Origin of the sequence: Novosphingobium sp. BL-52-GroH (genome assembly GCF_044813085.1) — a bacterium.
Lineage (GTDB): Bacteria > Pseudomonadota > Alphaproteobacteria > Sphingomonadales > Sphingomonadaceae > Novosphingobium.
Genome location: NZ_CP171152.1, coordinates 3251932 through 3268903, shown reverse-complemented (window position 1 = coordinate 3268903; position 16972 = coordinate 3251932). Strand labels below are relative to the sequence as shown.

The window sequence follows — 16972 nt, the reverse complement described above, 5'->3', positions numbered from 1 at the left end:
AAAGGCATCTGCCTTGGCAACCGCTCGATGTCTTATCGGGCACGAACTCTGCCGAGGAAGTCTTCCGGCGATATCGGTGCGCCGCCGAGGCGCGATACCGCCTGCCTGAACCGGATGCGCCCGCAGAGACGCGTGCGGATCACGTCCAACCCGGCCTCGGCGTCGGCGTCCAGGCCGCAGACGAACAGGTCGACCGCGGCGATGCCGTGCTCGGGCCAGGTGTGGATCGAGATGTGCGATTCCGCCAGCAGCGCCACTCCGGTCACGCCCATGCCGGGACCGAAGTGGTGGAGGTGGACGCCAAGGACGTTGGCACGCGCGGCAGTGGCGGCATCGCGCAAGGCCTGCTCGACCAGCGCAAGATCGCCTAGCCCCGAACAGCCTTCGATATCGGCGATCAGGTGCAGGCTGGTGTCGGGTTGGTGGGCCATCACCAGGCAAGGCTCTCGTAGCGGCGACCCAGGTGCTCGAGTGCCTGCTCCGCGGCCGTGACGCCGCGATAGTGGGCTTCCTCGAAAAGCGACAGGCCGCTGAGGTCGGAATGGGCGAACAGCACCGGCGGCCGCGCCGCGCGGGCCCGCTGCCGGTCCGGATCGGTCAGGAAACCGGGCGTCGGGCGGATCATCGCATGGCCCCAGCGCCACACGTCGATCCGCTCGATGGCGCCTTCGAGGTCCGGGTTCATCGCCATGAGGTCTTCTCGGACCAGCGCCTGCCACTGCTCCAGCGAGCGCGTCTGCATGATCTTGCGCGCGGTCTGCGGGGTCTCCCGCGACAGCGGGGAGTACCATGTCAGCACCGTGGGCCCGGTGGCGTCGCTGCCGCTCTGGTGGGTGGCGACGACGTAGCCGAGCGCATCGCTGGCGGTGGAGACGTTGTCCCAGGCGAGCGACACCCCCTTGCCCTCCGGGTGGCGACTGGTGGTGACATTGGCGACAACCCAGGGCGCGTAACTGAACGCCCCGGCCTCGCACAGCCCTGGGGCGACGCGGGCGGCGACGAAATGCGGCATGGCCATGACCGCGACTTTCGCGCGCAGCCGGCGGCTGCAGCGGGTCGCATGATCATGCACGTCGACCTCTGCACTGCTCCCGTCGGCGGATCGGGCGACGCGGAAGACGCTGTGGCCGGGCCTGACCTGCGCACGGATGCGGCCGGCCATCAGCGTAGCGAGGCGGTCGTTGCCCTCGGGCCAGGTCAGTTCGCGATCGCCGTCGCCGTTGGCGGCCCAGCCCCGTCGGGCGGCAAAGTAGTGGATCCCCGCCCAGGCCGAGACATGCTCGGGCTCGGCGCCGTAGTCGTCGCGGCAGCAGTAGCGCAAATAGGCGCGCAAGGCGGGCGCGGTGAACCCTTCCGCATCGAGCCAGGCGGCGAAAGTGAGGCGGTCGAGCGCGGTGAACCGCGGGTCGGCGCTCGAGAGCGCCATGGGGATGGCGAAGGCGGGGCGACCGTCGCTGCCGGTGGCCGCCCGCAAGCGCGCCACGGCGCGGTCGAAGGCCTCGTGCTGGGCGCGTTCGGCGGGGGCAAGGCCGGTCTGCGGGAACAGGCCCTCCTGCCATTGTCCGCGCCAGAGCAGACGTTCCTCGAGGTCGGCGCAGAGCTGGTATGGATCGTAGACCGGAGCCCCGTCCGCTCCGTCCCCCGTGATTATCCCGAAGCCGCGCAGCATGTGGCGCAAGGCCCTCGCCTCGCGGTTGGGGACCGGGAGATAATGCGCGCCGAGCGGATAGGCGCTCACTGCATTGCGGCCCGAACGGGCATTGCCACCGGTACGGTCCTCCAGCTCGAACAGGGTGAAATCGGAGAAGCCCGCCTCGGCCAAGCGCCAGCCGGTCGCAAGGCCGGCGACGCCGCCGCCGGCGATCACGACGTCCACGTCCTCGACCGGGCCTTGCGGCGCGGGGAAGCCGCCGTCACGCAGGAGGTGACCGCGCCGCCAGTCGGCGCCGTCGAGCGTCCCCGCCATGGAGACCTGCGCACAGCCGCCCACCAGCGCCGCGCCGAGCGCCGCGGAGCCGCCCGCCAGCACTTCGCGGCGCCTCACCTCAGCCTTCATACTGGCCCCACTCGTGCGCGAAGCTGCGGACCAGAGCCTGGTTGTCGAGGCGGTTCACCGGGGTCGGCCGGCGCGCCATGTCGGGCGGGAAGTCGAACATTGCCCGCTCGCTGGCAGGCGTCAGGAAGCGCAGGCCACGAGGGACGTGCACCGCGTCCGCGATCGGGCGATGCGCGGCCAGGGTGAAGCCCCATTCGCCGAAGCTGGGCACATAGGCGTGGTAGCCGCGCGCCTCGAACCCTGCCGATTCGAGCGTGGTGGCGACGGTCCAGTACGATGCGGGCGCGACGAGCGGCGACGTGCTCTGAACCGTCATCACCCCGTCGGGGGCGAGCAGTCGGGCGACTTCGCGGTAGAAGGTCTCGGTATAGAGCTTGCCCAGCGAGAACTCGGTGGGATCGGGAAAGTCTACGATCACCGCGTCGTAGCGCCCTTGCGCGGCGCGTACCCAGCGAAAGGCGTCAGCGTTGTGGACGGTCATCCGTGGCGAGGAGAGCGAACCTGCATTGAGCCGCGCCAGTTGCGGAGTGTCGCGGAACAGGCGCGTCATCTCGGGATCGAGATCGACCAGCGTGACGTGGCCGACGCGCGGGTCCTTGAGCACCTCGCGCGCGGCAAGGCCGTCGCCGCCGCCCAGGATCAGGACGGCGTCCGGGCGGGCGACACGGCCGAGGACCGGCCAGACCAGCGCCTCGTGGTAGCGGTATTCATCGCGGGTGGAGAACTGCAGGTTGCCGTTGAGATAAAGCCGCAGATCGTTGCCGCGCCGGGTCAGGACGATGCGCTGGTAGGGCGTGGAGCGCGCGTATATCACCGGCTCGGCATAGAAGGCGACTTCCGACCAGCGTTGCAGGCGGTCGGCGAAGACCAGCCCGGCGACGAGGCTCGCCGTCACCACCACCGCGGCGGCGACGTCGCCGGCAATGCGCCGCTGACGGCGCAACGCCACCAGCAGCGCGAGCGCCACCGCCACGTTGGCGAGGCCGAACACGAAGCCGGTGCGGATCATACCCAGCCACGGCACCAGCACCAGCGGGAACAGCAGCGAGGCGATCAGCGCGCCGACGTAATCGTAAGTCAGGACGTTGGAGACCAGTTCGCGGAAAGCGAAGCGGTGGCGCAGGATGCGGATCAGCAACGGGATCTCCAGCCCCACCAGCACGCCGATCGCCAGCACTAGCGCGTAAAGCACGATGCGGAAGTCGCCGACCAGCGGGAACAGCAGGAACAGCCCCGCCGCCGACCAGCCGCCCAGCATGGCGATGAGGATCTCCACCCGCACGAAGACGCCCATCTCGTCGCGCCGGACGTGGCGCGAAAGCCAGCTGCCCACGCCCATCGCGAACAGGTACGTGCCGATCACGGTCGAGAACTGGGTGACGCTGTCGCCCAGCAGGTAGCTCGCCAGCGTTCCCGCCAGCAGCTCGTAGATGAGGCCGCAGGTCGCCACGACCAGGACCGAAACCAGCAGGATCACTGCGAGCGAGCCGGGCGCGCGGCCGTCCGTTTCGTTTCCCGGCCCCGCCGAACCTGCGATTTCAGCCATGCACGGCGGCGGAAATGATATTGGATATGCCGATCGCGACGGAGCCGGCCAGGACCGCCACCGCCAGGTTCTTGCGCTCGATGATCTCGCGCCATAGCTCCCCAGGGGTCAGCTTGTCGACCAGCACGAAGCTGACCACGAAGATCACGATACCCATCCCCGCATAGAGCAGGGTGGCAAGGAAGATCGGGAGAGTGAGCATGGGCAGGCTCCTTGGTGAGAGACGGATTTACTTGTGCGTCGGGCCGTAGAACCCGGCGCGCGCGGGCCGCTGCTCGTCCGAATAGGGCGACCAGGCATGATACGAGGCATAAGAGGCGCCGCCCAGGACCAGCAGGCACCAGACGGCGAACACGACCAGGCGCGGAGTCATGGCATCATCTCGCGAAAGCGTCGCCAGGTGACGATGCAGGGAAACAGCAGCAGGAGCAGCGAGGCCGTCCACCAGTTGCCCCACGGCAGGGCGCCGGTCTCGGCTTCGATCGAGACGGTGATGGTTTCCGGGATCGACCAGCTTCCCGCGACGGTCGGCGGATCGGCGGGCCAGCCGTGGGCGGCGGCGTCGACGTAGACGTCGTACGTGCCGCGTGCGACCCGGCCGAGCTTGGTGCGGGAAGTGCGACGCCCTTCGCTCCAGCGGCCATCGCTGTCGGTGCCGGAATAGTGCTCGACGATACCGTAGCCGTCGATCGACTGGCCGGTGGCGCGATCGACGAGGCTGTAGTCGAGATCGACCCAGCGGTTGTCGAAGTCCTTCGCGCGGGCGATGACGCTGACGAACTGCCAGGGGCGCTTCACGGCGATCGTGCCGATCTTCACGCCCTCGCGCGTGCTGCCGAACGGCGCGTCGATGGTGCCGGCGGCGCGGTCGACAGGGCCCGAGATCAGCACCATCGCCAGCAGCAGCGCGACCATCGCCGCGAAGGCAAGGCCGAACATCGCCGGCAGATCGTCGACCTCGCGCCGGGGCAGCGGGTCGGCGCGCGGCGCCGCACGGCGGCGGGGCTTGGCCTGCGGCTGGGGCTTGGCGGCATCTTTCAAGGCGAAGGCCGCCTCGACGGTCGCGGTATCGATCGGCACCAGCAGGGTCCAGTTGGCCTCGCCGGCGCCCTCCTCGCGCGACAGGGCCTGTTCGCCGCGCTCGAACATCAGGGCGAACACCTCGTCCCCCTGCCGCACGCGCCAGTAGAATTCGCCGAGGACTTCGTCGGTCACCGTCCGTTCGGGTTCGGGATCGCCCTCGCCGTCCCAGGTGAAGGACAGCCCGCCACGGGTGACGGTGCGGCCGTAGCCGTCGCCCTCTGGCCGGTCGAGCAGCATCGTGCCGAACTGCCACTCGCCTTCGCTGAGCACCAGCCAGCGATAGCCGGCATAGGGGTTGAACAGCAGGTGCTCTTCCCAGGCATAGCTGGCGTCGCTGCGCCGCAGGGCCCCCACCGTCTCCCATTCGGTCCCCATCAGCGTGCCGCGCCGGCCGAGAGGAAGCTTGAAACCGGCGGCGGCGCGGGCATGCGCCTCGATCAGGCCGACTTCGGGCCGCGAGACGTCGAGCAGCGAGCCGCAGTAGCGACAGGCCAGATTCACAGAAAAGCCCGCCGCGCGCACCTCCAGCGAGCCGCCGCAACTAGGGCAGGCGATCATGCGCACCGCGGTCATCGCAGGGCTTCCGGAAGGGTCCAGCCGTCGATCGCGCGCAAATTGGCCGGAGCGAGACCTGCAAGCTCGCTGTAATAGCCCAGCCACGCGCTCGTCCCGCGTTCGTCACGCTGGAGGCTCAGGGCTTCGGCGTGGGGACCGCGAAAGTCGATGCTGGTCATCGTGCGGCCCGGGAGAGTGGCGAACGGCAGGTCGCCCTCGCTCCCCAGGCACTGCGCCTCCTTGCAGTCGATCGCGCGGAGGGTGACGTCCTCCACCACGATCTCGTCGCCGACGACGATCTCCCCACCAACCGCGAAGCGGCGGGCAAGCGGCAGGTCGAGCAGGTCAGCACGCTCGGCCGTCAGCATGAAGGCGCCCACGGCCTCGCCCAGCCAGCGGTGCTCGCCATCGTTGCCGTGAAGCAGCCACTCGTTCCACGATCCGTCGCCCCAGCCCCAGCGCACGCGGCCTGCCACGGTCAGGTGCAGTCCCTCGACCCGCAAGGTCGTTCCGAGCTGGATCGGCGAGACGTCGAACGGCAGGACCGCGACCTTGCCCACCTCCGCCACCGCCAGACCGTCGCGCAGCAGCAGCGACTGGCACTGCGCACAAGTCGTATACGGCAGCGCCGCGCTGCGCACGGGCAGGCCGGCGCCGCACGAAGGACAGTTGGTCACGCCGGCTTCCCCCCGGATGCCGCGTTTCAGCGAATGCGCGAGAGGAGTTCGGCCTTCTTCGCGTCGAACTCCTCCTGACTGAGCGCGCCGAGCGTCACCAGCTTGTGCAGCTTCTCTATCATCGCCACCGGGTCCTCCACCGGGACCGGAGCCGCGGCCGCAACCGGAGCGCCCTGGCCCAGCCCTTGCGCCATCGCCCCGCCGAGCGCCGTCGCGGCCGCCACGCCCGCACCGATGCCGGCGATCGACCCGCCGTCCTGGCCGGCTGCCGCCTCGATCGCCTCCGCCGCCTGGAAGCGGGTGTAGTTGCCCAGGTCGCCCAGCACGCGCATCGAGGAACCCTTGTCGAGATGCGCCTGGACGTCCTCGGGCAGCGAGATGCTCTCGACGTAGAAGCTCAGGCACGCCAGGCCCCACTGCGCGAAGGCCTTGTCGACCTCCACGCGGATGCGGTCGGACAGCGCCTGCTGGTTCGCCGCGAGGTCGAGGAAGGCGACACCGCTCCCGCCGAGCGCGGTCGCGATCGCAGCCTGGATCGCCGCGCGCAACTGCGGTTCCAGCGAGGCCACGCTCACTTCGCCCAGCGTGCCGACGACACGCGCGACGAAGCCCTCGACGTCGCTCACCCGGAACGAATAGGACCCGAACGCCCGCAGCCGCAGGGCCCCGAACTCCGCATCGCGCACCGTGATCGGCTGCGCGGTGCCCCACTTGAGGCCATGCTGCTCCTTGCGCGAAAGGAACACGACGTCCGACTTGAACGGCGAGCGGAAGGCCTTGTCCCAGTTCATCAGGTTGGACAGGATCGGCAGGTTGGCGGTGTCCAGCCGGTGCAGGCCGGGTTCAAAGACGTCGGCGATCCAGCCCTCGTTGACGAAGATCGCGGCCTGCCCCTCGCGCACCGTCAACTGCGCGCCGTTCTGGATTTCGCGGTCCTCGAACGGCACCCGCCAGGCGAGCTCCCCCGGCTCCTCGAGCCAGTCGATGACGTCGACGAACTGCTTTTTCAGAAAATCGAACATGGCGCGCCCACAATTACTTCCGCGCATCAGCCTAGTGTCTTCACGACGACGTGGAAAGAGCCGCAAACCATTCGCCCGCGCCTCTCCACGGTTGCGCCGTTTGCGGTGCGCTGCCATAGGCTCCGGCCGCTTGCGCTCAGTAAGGAACTTGCAGCCATGTCCGCCGTGCAGGCCATCGGTATCGACTTCGGCACCACCAATTCGGTCGTCGCGCTGGCGACGGCGCAGGGCGAGGCTGACCTCGTCGACTTCCGCGCGCCGGGCGGCACCGCTTCGGTATTCCGCACCGCGCTCTGCTTCTGGCAGGACCCCGACGTGCGCAGCGGCCCGATCATGGGCGTCGCCCACGAAGCCGGCCCCTGGGCCATCGCCGAGTTCCTCGACTTTCCGCAAGGCAGCCGGTTCCTGCAGTCGTTCAAGTCGGTCGCCGCCAACCCCGCCTTCGAGCAGGCGACGATCTTCGAAAAGCGGCTGCGGTTCGAGGACCTCGGCCAGATCTTCCTCAAGCACCTGCTGGCGCACGGCGGGCCGGACTTGAGCAACCTGCCCGAGCGCGTCGTGATCGGCCGTCCCGTCCGCTACGTGGGATCGCGCCCCGACGCGGCGCTGGCGCGCACTCGTTACGATGCGATGTTCGCGATGCTCGGGCGTGAGGTCCACTACGTCTACGAACCGCTGGGCGCGGCTTATGGACATGCCTCGAAGCTGGACGAGGCCGCCACGCTGCTGGTCGCCGACTTCGGCGGCGGCACCAGCGACTTCTCTATCGTGCGCGTCGATCCCGGCGCGGCACGACGCTGCGTGCCGCTGGGCTCGGCCGGCATCGGCATCGCCGGCGATCGGTTCGACTTCCGCATCATGGACCGGCTCGTGCTGCCGATGCTCGGCAAGGGCAGCACCTACCGCTCGTTCGACAAGGTACTGGAGATCCCCGACGGCCATTTCACCGACTTCGGCGACTGGTCGCGCCTGGCGCTGATGCGCAACCGCCGCACGCTCGCCGAACTCGCCCGCCTGCAGCACGGCGCCACCGACCAGGCCGCGATCGGCCGCATGATCGCGGTGGTCGAGAACGAGCTGGGCTATCCGCTCTACGAGGCGGTCGGCCGGCTGAAGCGCAGCCTATCGAGCGAGGACAGCGCGAGTTTCCGGTTCGAGAGCCCCGACCTGTCGATCGCGGCCGACGTCAGCCGCGCCGACTTCGAAAGCTGGATCGCGCCCGACCTCGAACAGATCGCCGCAACGCTCGACACCGCGCTGGCGGGCGCGGGTCTGCGCGCCGACGAGATCGACCGGGTGTTCCTGACCGGCGGCTCCTCGCTCATCCCCGCCGTGCGCGCGCTGTTCGAAGCGCGGTTCGGGGCGGAACGCATCGACAGCGGCAACGAACTGACCTCGATCGCCCACGGCCTCGCGCTGATCGGGCAGGCCGACGAACTGGCGGAATGGACCGTGGCGGCAGAGTGAAGCGACGACCCCCCGTGCAAAACGGCCCGCCGCGCAAGCGGAGATGACGAGGTTGGCGAACGGTTACGTCCCGCGCAAAGCCCCATTTGCTTCCCGCTTGTGTCTGCCGGGCGATTTTGCGCCCTCCCGGCTCGACAACGGCGGCGTAACCGTGTTTGGGAGCACGGCGCCCGCCCATCGCTAAGGCGATGCGCGCCCCGGACTAGGACAGGACTGGACAATGGACGAGAACCTTCGCCGCGCGGCACTTGATTATCACCTCTACCCGCGCCCGGGTAAGCTCGCCATCGAGCCGACCAAGCGGATGGTCAACCAGCGCGACCTCGCGCTCGCCTATTCGCCCGGCGTCGCCGCGCCCTGCATGGAGATCGCCGCCGACCCGTCCAAGGCGCTCGACTATACGGCCCGCGGCAACCTCGTCGCCGTCATCACCAACGGCACCGCCGTGCTGGGCCTCGGCGCGATCGGTGCGCTGGCATCCAAGCCGGTGATGGAAGGCAAGGCCGTCCTGTTCAAGAAGTTCGCCGACATCGACGTCTTCGACATCGAGGTGGACACCACCGACCCCGAGAAGTTCATCGACGCGGTGGCCCTGCTCGAGCCCACCTTCGGCGGCATCAACCTCGAGGACATCAAGGCCCCGGAATGCTTCGCCATCGAGGCGGCGCTGAAAGAGCGCATGAACATCCCGGTGTTCCACGACGACCAGCATGGCACCGCGATCACCGTGGCCGCCGCCGTGCGCAATGCGCTGGTGCTGCAGGGCAAGACGCTGGCCGACGCGCGCCTCGTCACTTCAGGTGCCGGTGCGGCGGCGCTGGCCTGCGTCGACCTGCTGGTGACGATGGGCCTGCCGATCGAAAACGTCACGATGACCGACAAGGACGGCGTGATCCATTCCGGCCGCGAGGGCATGCTGCCCAACATGGCCCGCTACGCCCGCCAGACCGACGCGCGCTCGCTGCCCGAAGTGTTGCCCGGCGCCAGCGTATTCCTCGGCCTGTCCGCCCCCGGCGTGCTCAAGCCCGAGTGGCTGCCGCTGCTGGCTCCCAATCCGCTGATCTTCGCGCTCGCCAACCCCGAGCCGGAAATCCGTCCCGAGATCGCTCGCGAGATCCGTCCCGACGCGATCGTCGCCACCGGCCGTTCTGACTATCCGAACCAGGTCAACAACGTCCTGTGCTTCCCCTACATCTTCCGCGGCGCGCTGGACGTGGGCGCGACGCAGATCAACGAGGCGATGAAGGCCGCCGCCGCCGAGGCCATCGCCGCCCTCGCCCGCGTCCCCGCCGACGACAGCGTCGCCCAGGCCTATGGCGGGCGCCGCCTGGTGTTCGGCCCCGAATACATCATCCCCACCCCGTTCGACCCGCGCCTGATCGCCGAGATCGCCCCCGCCGTCGCCAAGGCGGCGATGGACAGCGGCGTCGCCACGCGCACGATCGACCTCGACGAATACCGCCGCTCACTGGCCGCGCTCAACACGCGCTCGGCGCAAGTCATGCTGCCGGTGTTCCAGGCAGCGCGCGGTGCCCACAAGCGCGTCGCCTACGGCGAAGGCGAGGACGACCGCGTGCTGCGCGCGGTGCAGGATGCCCTGCACGAAGGCATGGTCCGCCCGACCCTGGTGGCGCGCCGTCGCATCCTCGAACAGAAGCTGCCCGAGCTTGGCCTCCAGTTCAAACTCGACGAGGACGTCGACGTCGTCGACCCCGAGACCGACCACGACCTGATGGGCGAGTTGGTAGAGGCCTACCGGGCCGTCGCCGCGCGCAAGGGCGTACCCGCGGCCGAAGTGCTGCGCCACGCCTATCGCCGCCCCACCGTGACCGCCGCGATGCTGCTGCGTACCGGCCACGTCGACGCGGCGCTGGTCGGCGGCAACTCGGAATACTGGGGCCAGGTCGAGCACGTCCTGCGCATCGTCGACCGCACCGTGCCGCACGGCCGGGTCTATGCGCTTTCCGGCCTGATCCTCGATGCCGGCGCGCTGTTCATCACCGACACCCACATGGTCCCCGATCCCACCGCCGAGCAGGTGGCCGAGATGACCGTGCTGGCCGCCGCCGCCGTGCGCCGCTTCGGGCTGGAGCCGCGCGTGGCGCTGCTCTCGCATTCGAACTTCGGGTCCTCGCACAGCCCCAGCGCGCGCAAGATGCGCGGCGCCGCCAAGATGGTCCACGCCATCGCGCCCGACCTGCTGGTGGACGGCGAAATGCACGCAGATGCCGCGCTCAGCCAGGCCCTGCGCGACAAGCTGGTGCCCGACAGCTGCTTCGAGGGCGCCGCGAACCTCCTGGTCATGCCCAACCTGGATGCAGCCAACATAACCCTGACGGCACTGTCGGCCTCATCAAGTTCGCCCACCATCGGGCCGATGCTGCTCGGCCTGTCGCAGCCGATCCACGTCCTGACGCCGGGCGTCACCGCGCGCGGCATCCTCAACCTGACGAGCATCGCGGTCAGCGGCGTGGAAGAACACGCGTCGCGATAGAATGCGAAAGCGGCGGGCCGGAGCCACCCCCTGCCCGCCGCGCCGCGATCGAAGGGAGGGCAAGGCGCGCGGCTTCAAGTTCGTCGGTCCGACGATCTGCTACGCCTGGATGCAGGCCGTCGGCATCACGAACGAGCACGCACCTGACTGCTTCCGCAAGGCCCAGGTCGAGCGCGCCTGATCCTGCTTGACGGCGTCGCCAGGCAGGCGACGCCGATAGCTTGCGATACTCAGTCAGTCCCGGGGCAGCGCCGCAGCCAGTTCGCCGGCCGTTACGAAACGGGTGCCGGTTTGCGTACCGAGCCACTCGAGCAGGCCTTCGAAGGCGCCCATGCGAAACGGCAGCCCCATCACGTAAGGCGTCAGGTGCAACGGCAGGACGCGCGGTGCGCCTTCCGCGGCGAGCCAGGTGAAGGCGTCCTTCATCTGCTCGACGTAGCTTTCGGCGGAGTGCTGCTGGACGACGATGACCTGGCGGTCCGACAGCTCATGGTTGTACGGCACCGCGACCAGCGGCCCGGCCTTGGTCGTCTGGACGTAGGGCAGGTCGTCGTTCACCCAGTCGAGGCAGTAGGCGAACCCTTCCTCGACCAGCAGGCGCGGGGTGTTCCAGCTCTGCTGGCGGGCGAGCGACATCCAGCCCCTGGGCGCCGCGCCCATGGCTGCGGCGAGCGTATCGCGCGCGGCGACGATCAGCGCGCGCTCCTTGTCCTCGGACACCGTGCTGTCGATGGTCGAATCCATGTCGATGCCGTGGGCGACGATCTCGTGGCCAGCGCCCAGGACGTCTACGACGATCGAGGGATAGCGCTCCGCGATCGCAGCGTTCACCGCGAAAGTCGCCTTGACGCCGGCCTTGGCGAAAGCGTCGAGCAAGCGGTAGACGCCCACTCGCGTTCCGTATTCCCGCGCGGTGTAGTGACGGAAGTCGGGATATGCGGTCTGCATGTGGCCCGGCGCGCGGAACGGCGCTTCACCCGGCACGATGGGGAACCATTCGAGGCTCACCAGCGGCGCGACCGCCATCTTCGCGCCATCGGGCAGTGCCAGCGGCGAGCGTTCGGCTATGTTCGACCAAGGGTAAAGATCATGATCCATCCCCTTGCGACGCATAGGATATTCGAGATAGCTAGGATCGAGGCTCATGCCTTTTCCTCCTTCGCATAACGTGCACTGTCGGCTTGCGCGGCATCGTAGGCGCCGCTCGCCAGGAAATGGTCGGCGATGTCGCCGCTGCGGGTGATCCAGGCGCGGCCGTCGGCGGCGATGTGGCGCAGCACTTCCTCGAAGGGGCCGATGCGGTGCGGCTGGCCGATCAGGTAGGCGTGCAGGGGGATGCACATCACGGTGCCGCCCTCCTCGGCCAGCCTGTCGTACTGGCGGATCAGCGTGTCGGCATATTCGCGCGGGCTCATGTTGTAGACGAAGAAGCCGTAGTGGTCGTTGACTTCGAGGCTGTAGGGCATCGAGACTAGCCGGCCGTCCTTGACGTGCACCGGGTTCGGCCGGTCGTCATGGTAGAGGTCGCAGGTATAGGTCAGGCCGTATTCGGCGATCAGGTCGAGCGTGCGCGGGGTGTGCGTCAGTGCAGGCGCGAGCCAGCCCTTGATCGTCTGCCCGGTTGCCTCGCGCACGGTGCGGATCGAATCCTCGATGATCGCGCGCTCCTGCGCCTCGTCCATGCCGTAGGAATAGCGGGTGTTGTAGATGCCGTGGCTGAAGAACTCCCAGCCTCGCGCCTCGGCGTCGGCGACGATCTCGGGCATGTGCTGGCACATCGCCACCGACAGGCTGACCGAGCCGGGGAAGCCGTGCTTGCTCATCACGTCGGCCATGCGCCAGTGCGCCACGCGGTTGCCGTAGTCGCGGTGGCCGTAGCCGACGACGTCGGGATGGACCTGCGGCCAGGACTTGCGGTGCGGATTGCGCGGCGGGTCGATCTCGTAATATTCGATGTTGGGCGAAACCCACACCGCGACCTTCTTGTCGCCGGGCCAGGACAACTGCGGCCGGTCGCGCCAGGGGCGGAAGTCGTAGAGGCCGGGATCGCGGGCGCCTTCGATCATGCGCGCTCTCCGAACCAGTCCACGACCTCCTGAACCGGCACGACGTCGGCATACTTGAGCTGGAGGTCGGTGAGGTTGGCAAAGTGGTAGCTCTCGTGCTTGTCGGCACAGGTCTCGATCGGCACGATCGTGCGGTAACCGCGGCTCAGGCTTTCCACGGCGGTGGCGCGGATGCAGCCCGAAGTGGAGCCGCCGGTCAGGACCACGGTATCGACCTTGTGCCACACCAGCAGGCTTTGCAGCGGCGTCTCGAAGAAGGCCGAGGGCATGCGCTTGGTGTAGATCGCATCGACCGAGGCGTCGATTTCGCAGCGCTCGTCGAAGGCGTGGCGATCGCTGTCGACCTTGATGTTCTGGAGCGAATCCGGGGTGTCGGTGCGGGTGCCCCACACGCCGGCGTCGGCGGCGCTGTCCATGTAGGCCACATGCGTCCAGATCACCGGCATGCCCGCCGCGCGCGCGAGGGCGGAGATCGTGTTGGTATGCTCGATCTGGCGCGGGTCGGTCTCGTAGGCGGTCTTGTAACGGTCGATCCGCGTATAGGCGTTCTGGAAGTCGATGTTCACGATCGCCACCTTCTCGCCGAAGCCGAACCGCGACCGCGCGGGGTTGGCCATGACGTCCTCGAAAATCTGGCGGGCAGTGCGGTCGTCGCGCACCATGCGGGTGCCCATCAGGGTTTCGGCAATGCTCATGCGAAAGTCCTCGTTCCTTGGGGGGAGTGTGCAGCAGGCGCCCAGCCCTTGGGCAGGCCGGCATCGGCGATGAATCCGTAGATCGGCTCGCCCGGCAGCGCAGCGGCGATGATGCGGCGTGATTCCTCGAGGCGGGCGATGTCGATGCCGGTGCGCAGGCCCATCGCCTCGAGCATGAACACTAGGTCCTCGGTGACGATGTTGCCGCTCGCGCCCGGCGCGAAGGGGCAACCGCCAAGGCCGCCGATCGAGGCGTCGAAGGTGGTGATCCCGGCTTCGAGGCCCGCCAGCACGTTGGCAAGACCAAGCCCGCGCGTGTTGTGCAAGTGCAGGCCGGTGACGGCATGCTCGCCCACTTCGCTGCGCACCATCCTGACGAGGCGCTTGACCTCGCCCGGCGTCGCGTAGCCGGTGGTGTCCGACAGGCCTACCTCGTCGCAGCCCGCCGCCATCAGTTCGGAAGCGCAGCGCAGGATCGTCGCGTCGGGGATCGCGCCTTCGAGGGTGCAGCCGAACACGGTCGAGAGGCTGCCCTCGAAGTGCGGGCGGCGCTCTTCGGGAATCTGCGCCAGCATCGCCGTGATCGCGCGCACTTCCTCCAGCACTTGCGCGTGGGTCTTGCGCAAGTTGGCGAGGCTGTGGGTTTCCGAAACCGAGAGCGGCAGTGTCAGCTTGTGGGCACCCGCAGCGATCGCATCGGCCGCACCGCGCCGGTTGGGCACCAGCACCGCGACCGTCAGCCCCTCGTGCCGGCGCGCGTGCTCGACGATTTCGGCAGTGTCGGCCAGTTGGGGCAGCAGCTTGGCGGGCACGAAGCTGCCGACCTCGATCTCCCTGACCCCGGCGGCGACGAGTTCGTCGATCCAGACCTTCTTGGCCTCGGTAGGCATGACCCGCTTGACGTTCTGGAGCCCGTCGCGCGGTCCCACTTCGCTGACCAGAATGTCCATGGAGTCGTAGCCCTCGATCGAATGCGTGAAGATATTTGTCCTATACCTATGCCAATTGGATCGCGATGCAAGAGCCTCGGGGTGACGCGGTGTTCGCCTGGTGGTCAAACGTGCAAAGCGCTGACGATCGCCCTTTGTCCCGCAGTTGAGCGGTGACAATGTCCAGCCTTAGCCATAGGTTGGCGAAATCTGGCCCTGCTCGTGCATGTCCAGCGTAATGCGGTAGCGATCCGCCCGGTAGTACGCATTCGTCACGAGCACCGTAACCCCGCTGGAATTCTCCACCAGCCGCTCGACATGCAGGACCGCCGCGCGGGATTCGCATTGTAGCTGCCCGGCCATCTCTGGGTCGGCGACCATCGCCTCGATCGTCTGCACGGCGCCGCCGATCTTCACCCCCGCGTCGCGCAGCAGCGAGAGGATGGGCTGTTCGGTCAGGCGCTGTGGGGTCACCGAGACGCCCAGCCCGGCGCGCATATGGCTGACGATGAGACCCAGCGGCCCGTTGCGGTTCGAACGCAGCCGCACCGCGCGGATGGCCGGTTCGCCGTCGACCAGGCCGAGCTTCTCGGCAATTGCGCCGACCGCGGGCTCGGTGGTCACTTCGAGGACCTTGACCGCAGTGTTCTGCCCGAAGGCGATCAGCGATTCGACGGCCTGGTCGATGTTCGCCTCGATCGGCTTGGTGCCTGCGCGGAAGATGACGCGCGTACCCAGGCGACGACGGCGCTCTACGAAGCCCCCGGTCGCCAGTTCGTCCAGCGCACGGCGCGCGGTGATGCGCGAGACGCGGTAATCGTCGGCCAGTTCCATCTCGGTCGGCACCGCGGTTCCGAACGGACGGTCGCCGCGGGTGATCTCGTCGCGCAGGGTCAGGTAGATCTGGTGGTAGAGGGGAATCGCGGCACCACGAGCGAGTTGCCCCGGGGCGCCCCGCCGCGCGGTGGAGGCCACCGATTTCACTGCTGTCATCCTGCATTCCCCATGTTCGCGCCCAATCTAGCCCGGTCCGTACGGCTTGGCCAATAGCCCCGGCCGGCGAACCTCCCCGACTATTCACCACGCGATAAGTCCCGCGATGGCCGCGAGGCCGGCCTTGCGAGAGCGGGAATATTTGTATTACTCTTATAGCAATTAGCAACGCCGCCTGGAAGTGCGGCGGCGCAGTGATTGAGGGACAAGGCTTTGACTGAGACGCAGGACGCACACACCCAGGGCCCGGCCCCGCTGGCGGGACTGACCGTCGTCGAGTTCACCCACATGGTCATGGGCCCCTCGGTTGGCGTGATCCTGGCGGACCTGGGCGCCGACGTCATCAAGGTGGAGCCGCCCGAGGGCGACCGCACCCGCACGCTGCTCGGCTCTGGCTCGGGCTACTTCCCGATGTTCAACCGCAACAAGCGCAGCATCTGCCTCGACCTCAAGAACCCCGAGGACCTTGCCCACGCCGAGGGCCTGTGCGCCGACGCGGACATCGTGATCGAGAACTTCCGCCCCGGCACCCTCGCCCGCCTCGGCCTCGGCTACGACAAGCTGTCGGACACCAACCCCGGCCTCATCTACTGCTCGGCCAAGGGCTTCCTCAAGGGGCCTTACGAGGATCGCACCGCACTCGACGAAGTGACGCAGATGATGGGCGGCCTGGCGTACATGACCGGCCCTCCGGGGCGCCCCTTGCGCGCAGGCTCCTCGGTGATCGACATCACCGGGGGCATGTTCGGCGTGATCGGCATTCTCGCCGCCCTCGAACAGCGCCACCGCACCGGGCGCGGTGCCGAGATCAAGTGCAGCCTCTACGAGACCACCGCCTTCCTGGTCGGCCAGCACATCGCCCAGAAGGCGGTCACCGGGGCCGCCGCGCAGCCGATGCCGGTGCGCATCTCGGCCTGGGCGATCTACGACGTGTTCGAGACCGCGCGCGAGGGCGAGCAGCTTTTCGTAGGCGTCGTCAGCGACGGCCAGTGGAAAACCTTCTGCGCCGACTTCGCGATGGACGATCTTTCGGCCCGCACCGAATGGCAGACCAACAACGAGCGCGTGAAGGCGCGCGACCAGATCATCCCGATCGTCTCGGCGCTGTTCCGCTCGATGCCGCGCGAGGACCTCGTCGCCAAGCTCGAAAAGAGCGGGCTGCCCTTCGCACCGATCGTGCGCCCCGACGAGCTGGTGGACGATGCGCACCTCAACGCGAGCGGCGGCCTGCTCGACGTGACGCTGTCCGACGGCACCGTGGCGCGCCTGCCCGCGCTGCCGCTCGAGTTCGACGGCCAGCGCCCGGGCCTGTTCCGCGACCTGCCCACGCCCGACCAGCACGGCGACGAACTGCGCGGCCGCCTTTCGGCCACTGCCGAGGGCTGACCC

Annotated in this window: 16 protein-coding genes and 1 pseudogene; 4 read left to right on the top strand and 13 right to left on the bottom strand. The window is 68.4% G+C overall.

Going from position 1 to position 16972, the window contains the following annotated elements; all coding sequences use genetic code 11:
• Positions 1-32 precede the first annotated feature (32 nt).
• Genes speD through ACFFDA_RS28325 form a run of 8 tightly spaced genes read right to left on the bottom strand, consistent with a single transcriptional unit; the run spans position 33 to position 6939 of the window.
• Entirely contained in the window at positions 33-431 is a 399-nt protein-coding gene (speD, locus tag ACFFDA_RS28360; protein ID WP_404482901.1) for an adenosylmethionine decarboxylase, read from the bottom strand.
• Entirely contained in the window at positions 431-2056 is a 1626-nt protein-coding gene (locus tag ACFFDA_RS28355; protein WP_404480578.1) for a flavin monoamine oxidase family protein, read from the bottom strand. The genes speD and ACFFDA_RS28355 overlap by 1 nt, the downstream gene beginning before the upstream one ends.
• Positions 2046-3602, bottom strand: coding sequence for a polyamine aminopropyltransferase (locus tag ACFFDA_RS28350; RefSeq protein WP_404480577.1), 1557 nt, complete (start codon positions 3600-3602; stop codon positions 2046-2048). Before ACFFDA_RS28350 ends, ACFFDA_RS28355 begins: the two co-directional genes overlap by 11 nt.
• Positions 3595-3804: a DUF350 domain-containing protein gene (locus ACFFDA_RS28345; protein WP_404480576.1), complete on the bottom strand. Its 210-nt coding sequence runs from the start codon at positions 3802-3804 to the stop codon at positions 3595-3597. Before ACFFDA_RS28345 ends, ACFFDA_RS28350 begins: the two co-directional genes overlap by 8 nt.
• 27 nt (positions 3805-3831) lie before the next feature.
• On the bottom strand, positions 3832-3975 hold the full coding sequence (locus ACFFDA_RS28340; RefSeq protein WP_404480575.1) for a hypothetical protein: 144 nt from the start codon (positions 3973-3975) through the stop codon (positions 3832-3834).
• Positions 3972-5258 (bottom strand): DUF4178 domain-containing protein, encoded by a 1287-nt coding sequence (locus tag ACFFDA_RS28335; protein WP_404480574.1) that lies wholly within the window; start codon positions 5256-5258, stop codon positions 3972-3974. Before ACFFDA_RS28335 ends, ACFFDA_RS28340 begins: the two co-directional genes overlap by 4 nt.
• Positions 5255-5917 (bottom strand): DUF4178 domain-containing protein, encoded by a 663-nt coding sequence (locus tag ACFFDA_RS28330; protein ID WP_404480573.1) that lies wholly within the window; start codon positions 5915-5917, stop codon positions 5255-5257. The genes ACFFDA_RS28335 and ACFFDA_RS28330 overlap by 4 nt, the downstream gene beginning before the upstream one ends.
• Before the next feature lie 26 nt (positions 5918-5943).
• Positions 5944-6939, bottom strand: a complete 996-nt coding sequence (locus ACFFDA_RS28325; protein ID WP_404480572.1) for an SPFH domain-containing protein — start codon at positions 6937-6939, stop codon at positions 5944-5946.
• A 156-nt stretch (positions 6940-7095) separates the two neighbouring features.
• Between ACFFDA_RS28325 and ACFFDA_RS28320 the strand changes: the two genes are divergently transcribed.
• The 3 genes and pseudogenes from ACFFDA_RS28320 to ACFFDA_RS28310 all read left to right on the top strand — a co-directional run.
• Positions 7096-8406, top strand: coding sequence for an Hsp70 family protein (locus tag ACFFDA_RS28320; RefSeq protein WP_404480571.1), 1311 nt, complete (start codon positions 7096-7098; stop codon positions 8404-8406).
• 220 nt (positions 8407-8626) lie between these two features.
• Complete coding sequence (locus ACFFDA_RS28315; protein WP_404480570.1) at positions 8627-10900, top strand: NADP-dependent malic enzyme; 2274 nt, start codon at positions 8627-8629, stop codon at positions 10898-10900.
• Between the two features lie 61 nt (positions 10901-10961).
• Positions 10962-11081, top strand: a pseudogene (locus ACFFDA_RS28310) (DNA-3-methyladenine glycosylase I); the annotation flags it as partial.
• A gap of 53 nt (positions 11082-11134) precedes the next feature.
• Here ACFFDA_RS28310 and ACFFDA_RS28305 read toward each other — a convergent pair.
• The 5 genes from ACFFDA_RS28305 to ACFFDA_RS28285 all read right to left on the bottom strand — a co-directional run bounded on the left by ACFFDA_RS28305 (position 11135) and on the right by ACFFDA_RS28285 (position 15583).
• Positions 11135-12046 carry a polysaccharide deacetylase family protein gene (locus tag ACFFDA_RS28305; RefSeq protein ID WP_404480569.1) on the bottom strand — a complete coding sequence of 304 codons (912 nt, stop codon included), beginning with the start codon at positions 12044-12046 and terminating at the stop codon, positions 11135-11137.
• Positions 12043-12966 carry a polysaccharide deacetylase family protein gene (locus tag ACFFDA_RS28300; protein WP_404480568.1) on the bottom strand — a complete coding sequence of 308 codons (924 nt, stop codon included), beginning with the start codon at positions 12964-12966 and terminating at the stop codon, positions 12043-12045. Before ACFFDA_RS28300 ends, ACFFDA_RS28305 begins: the two co-directional genes overlap by 4 nt.
• Positions 12963-13661 carry an isochorismatase family protein gene (locus tag ACFFDA_RS28295; RefSeq protein ID WP_404480567.1) on the bottom strand — a complete coding sequence of 233 codons (699 nt, stop codon included), beginning with the start codon at positions 13659-13661 and terminating at the stop codon, positions 12963-12965. Before ACFFDA_RS28295 ends, ACFFDA_RS28300 begins: the two co-directional genes overlap by 4 nt.
• On the bottom strand, positions 13658-14611 hold the full coding sequence (locus ACFFDA_RS28290; RefSeq protein WP_404480566.1) for a hydroxymethylglutaryl-CoA lyase: 954 nt from the start codon (positions 14609-14611) through the stop codon (positions 13658-13660). The genes ACFFDA_RS28295 and ACFFDA_RS28290 overlap by 4 nt, the downstream gene beginning before the upstream one ends.
• Positions 14612-14779: 168 nt before the next feature.
• Positions 14780-15583, bottom strand: coding sequence for a GntR family transcriptional regulator (locus tag ACFFDA_RS28285; RefSeq protein WP_404480565.1), 804 nt, complete (start codon positions 15581-15583; stop codon positions 14780-14782).
• 213 nt (positions 15584-15796) lie between these two features.
• Here ACFFDA_RS28285 and ACFFDA_RS28280 point away from each other — a divergent pair, with 213 nt between their 5' ends.
• The gene (locus ACFFDA_RS28280) at positions 15797-16969 is read left to right on the top strand and encodes a CaiB/BaiF CoA transferase family protein (RefSeq protein ID WP_404480564.1); all 1173 of its coding nucleotides are present in this window, start codon (positions 15797-15799) and stop codon (positions 16967-16969) included.
• Positions 16970-16972: the final 3 nt, after the last annotated feature.

Bases quoted from the DNA above. Each gene is read 5' to 3' on its own strand.
- speD (WP_404482901.1), bottom strand. From the start codon at position 431: ATGGCCCACCAACCCGACACCAGCCTGCACCTGATCGCCGATATCGAA.
- ACFFDA_RS28355 (WP_404480578.1), bottom strand. From the start codon at position 2,056: ATGAAGGCTGAGGTGAGGCGCCGCGAAGTGCTGGCGGGCGGCTCCGCG.
- ACFFDA_RS28350 (WP_404480577.1), bottom strand. From the start codon at position 3,602: ATGGCTGAAATCGCAGGTTCGGCGGGGCCGGGAAACGAAACGGACGGC.
- ACFFDA_RS28345 (WP_404480576.1), bottom strand. From the start codon at position 3,804: ATGCTCACTCTCCCGATCTTCCTTGCCACCCTGCTCTATGCGGGGATG.
- ACFFDA_RS28340 (WP_404480575.1), bottom strand. From the start codon at position 3,975: ATGACTCCGCGCCTGGTCGTGTTCGCCGTCTGGTGCCTGCTGGTCCTG.
- ACFFDA_RS28335 (WP_404480574.1), bottom strand. From the start codon at position 5,258: ATGACCGCGGTGCGCATGATCGCCTGCCCTAGTTGCGGCGGCTCGCTG.
- ACFFDA_RS28325 (WP_404480572.1), bottom strand. From the start codon at position 6,939: ATGTTCGATTTTCTGAAAAAGCAGTTCGTCGACGTCATCGACTGGCTC.
- ACFFDA_RS28320 (WP_404480571.1), top strand. From the start codon at position 7,096: ATGTCCGCCGTGCAGGCCATCGGTATCGACTTCGGCACCACCAATTCG.
- ACFFDA_RS28315 (WP_404480570.1), top strand. From the start codon at position 8,627: ATGGACGAGAACCTTCGCCGCGCGGCACTTGATTATCACCTCTACCCG.
- ACFFDA_RS28305 (WP_404480569.1), bottom strand. From the start codon at position 12,046: ATGAGCCTCGATCCTAGCTATCTCGAATATCCTATGCGTCGCAAGGGG.
- ACFFDA_RS28300 (WP_404480568.1), bottom strand. From the start codon at position 12,966: ATGATCGAAGGCGCCCGCGATCCCGGCCTCTACGACTTCCGCCCCTGG.
- ACFFDA_RS28295 (WP_404480567.1), bottom strand. From the start codon at position 13,661: ATGAGCATTGCCGAAACCCTGATGGGCACCCGCATGGTGCGCGACGAC.
- ACFFDA_RS28290 (WP_404480566.1), bottom strand. From the start codon at position 14,611: ATGGACATTCTGGTCAGCGAAGTGGGACCGCGCGACGGGCTCCAGAAC.
- ACFFDA_RS28285 (WP_404480565.1), bottom strand. From the start codon at position 15,583: ATGACAGCAGTGAAATCGGTGGCCTCCACCGCGCGGCGGGGCGCCCCG.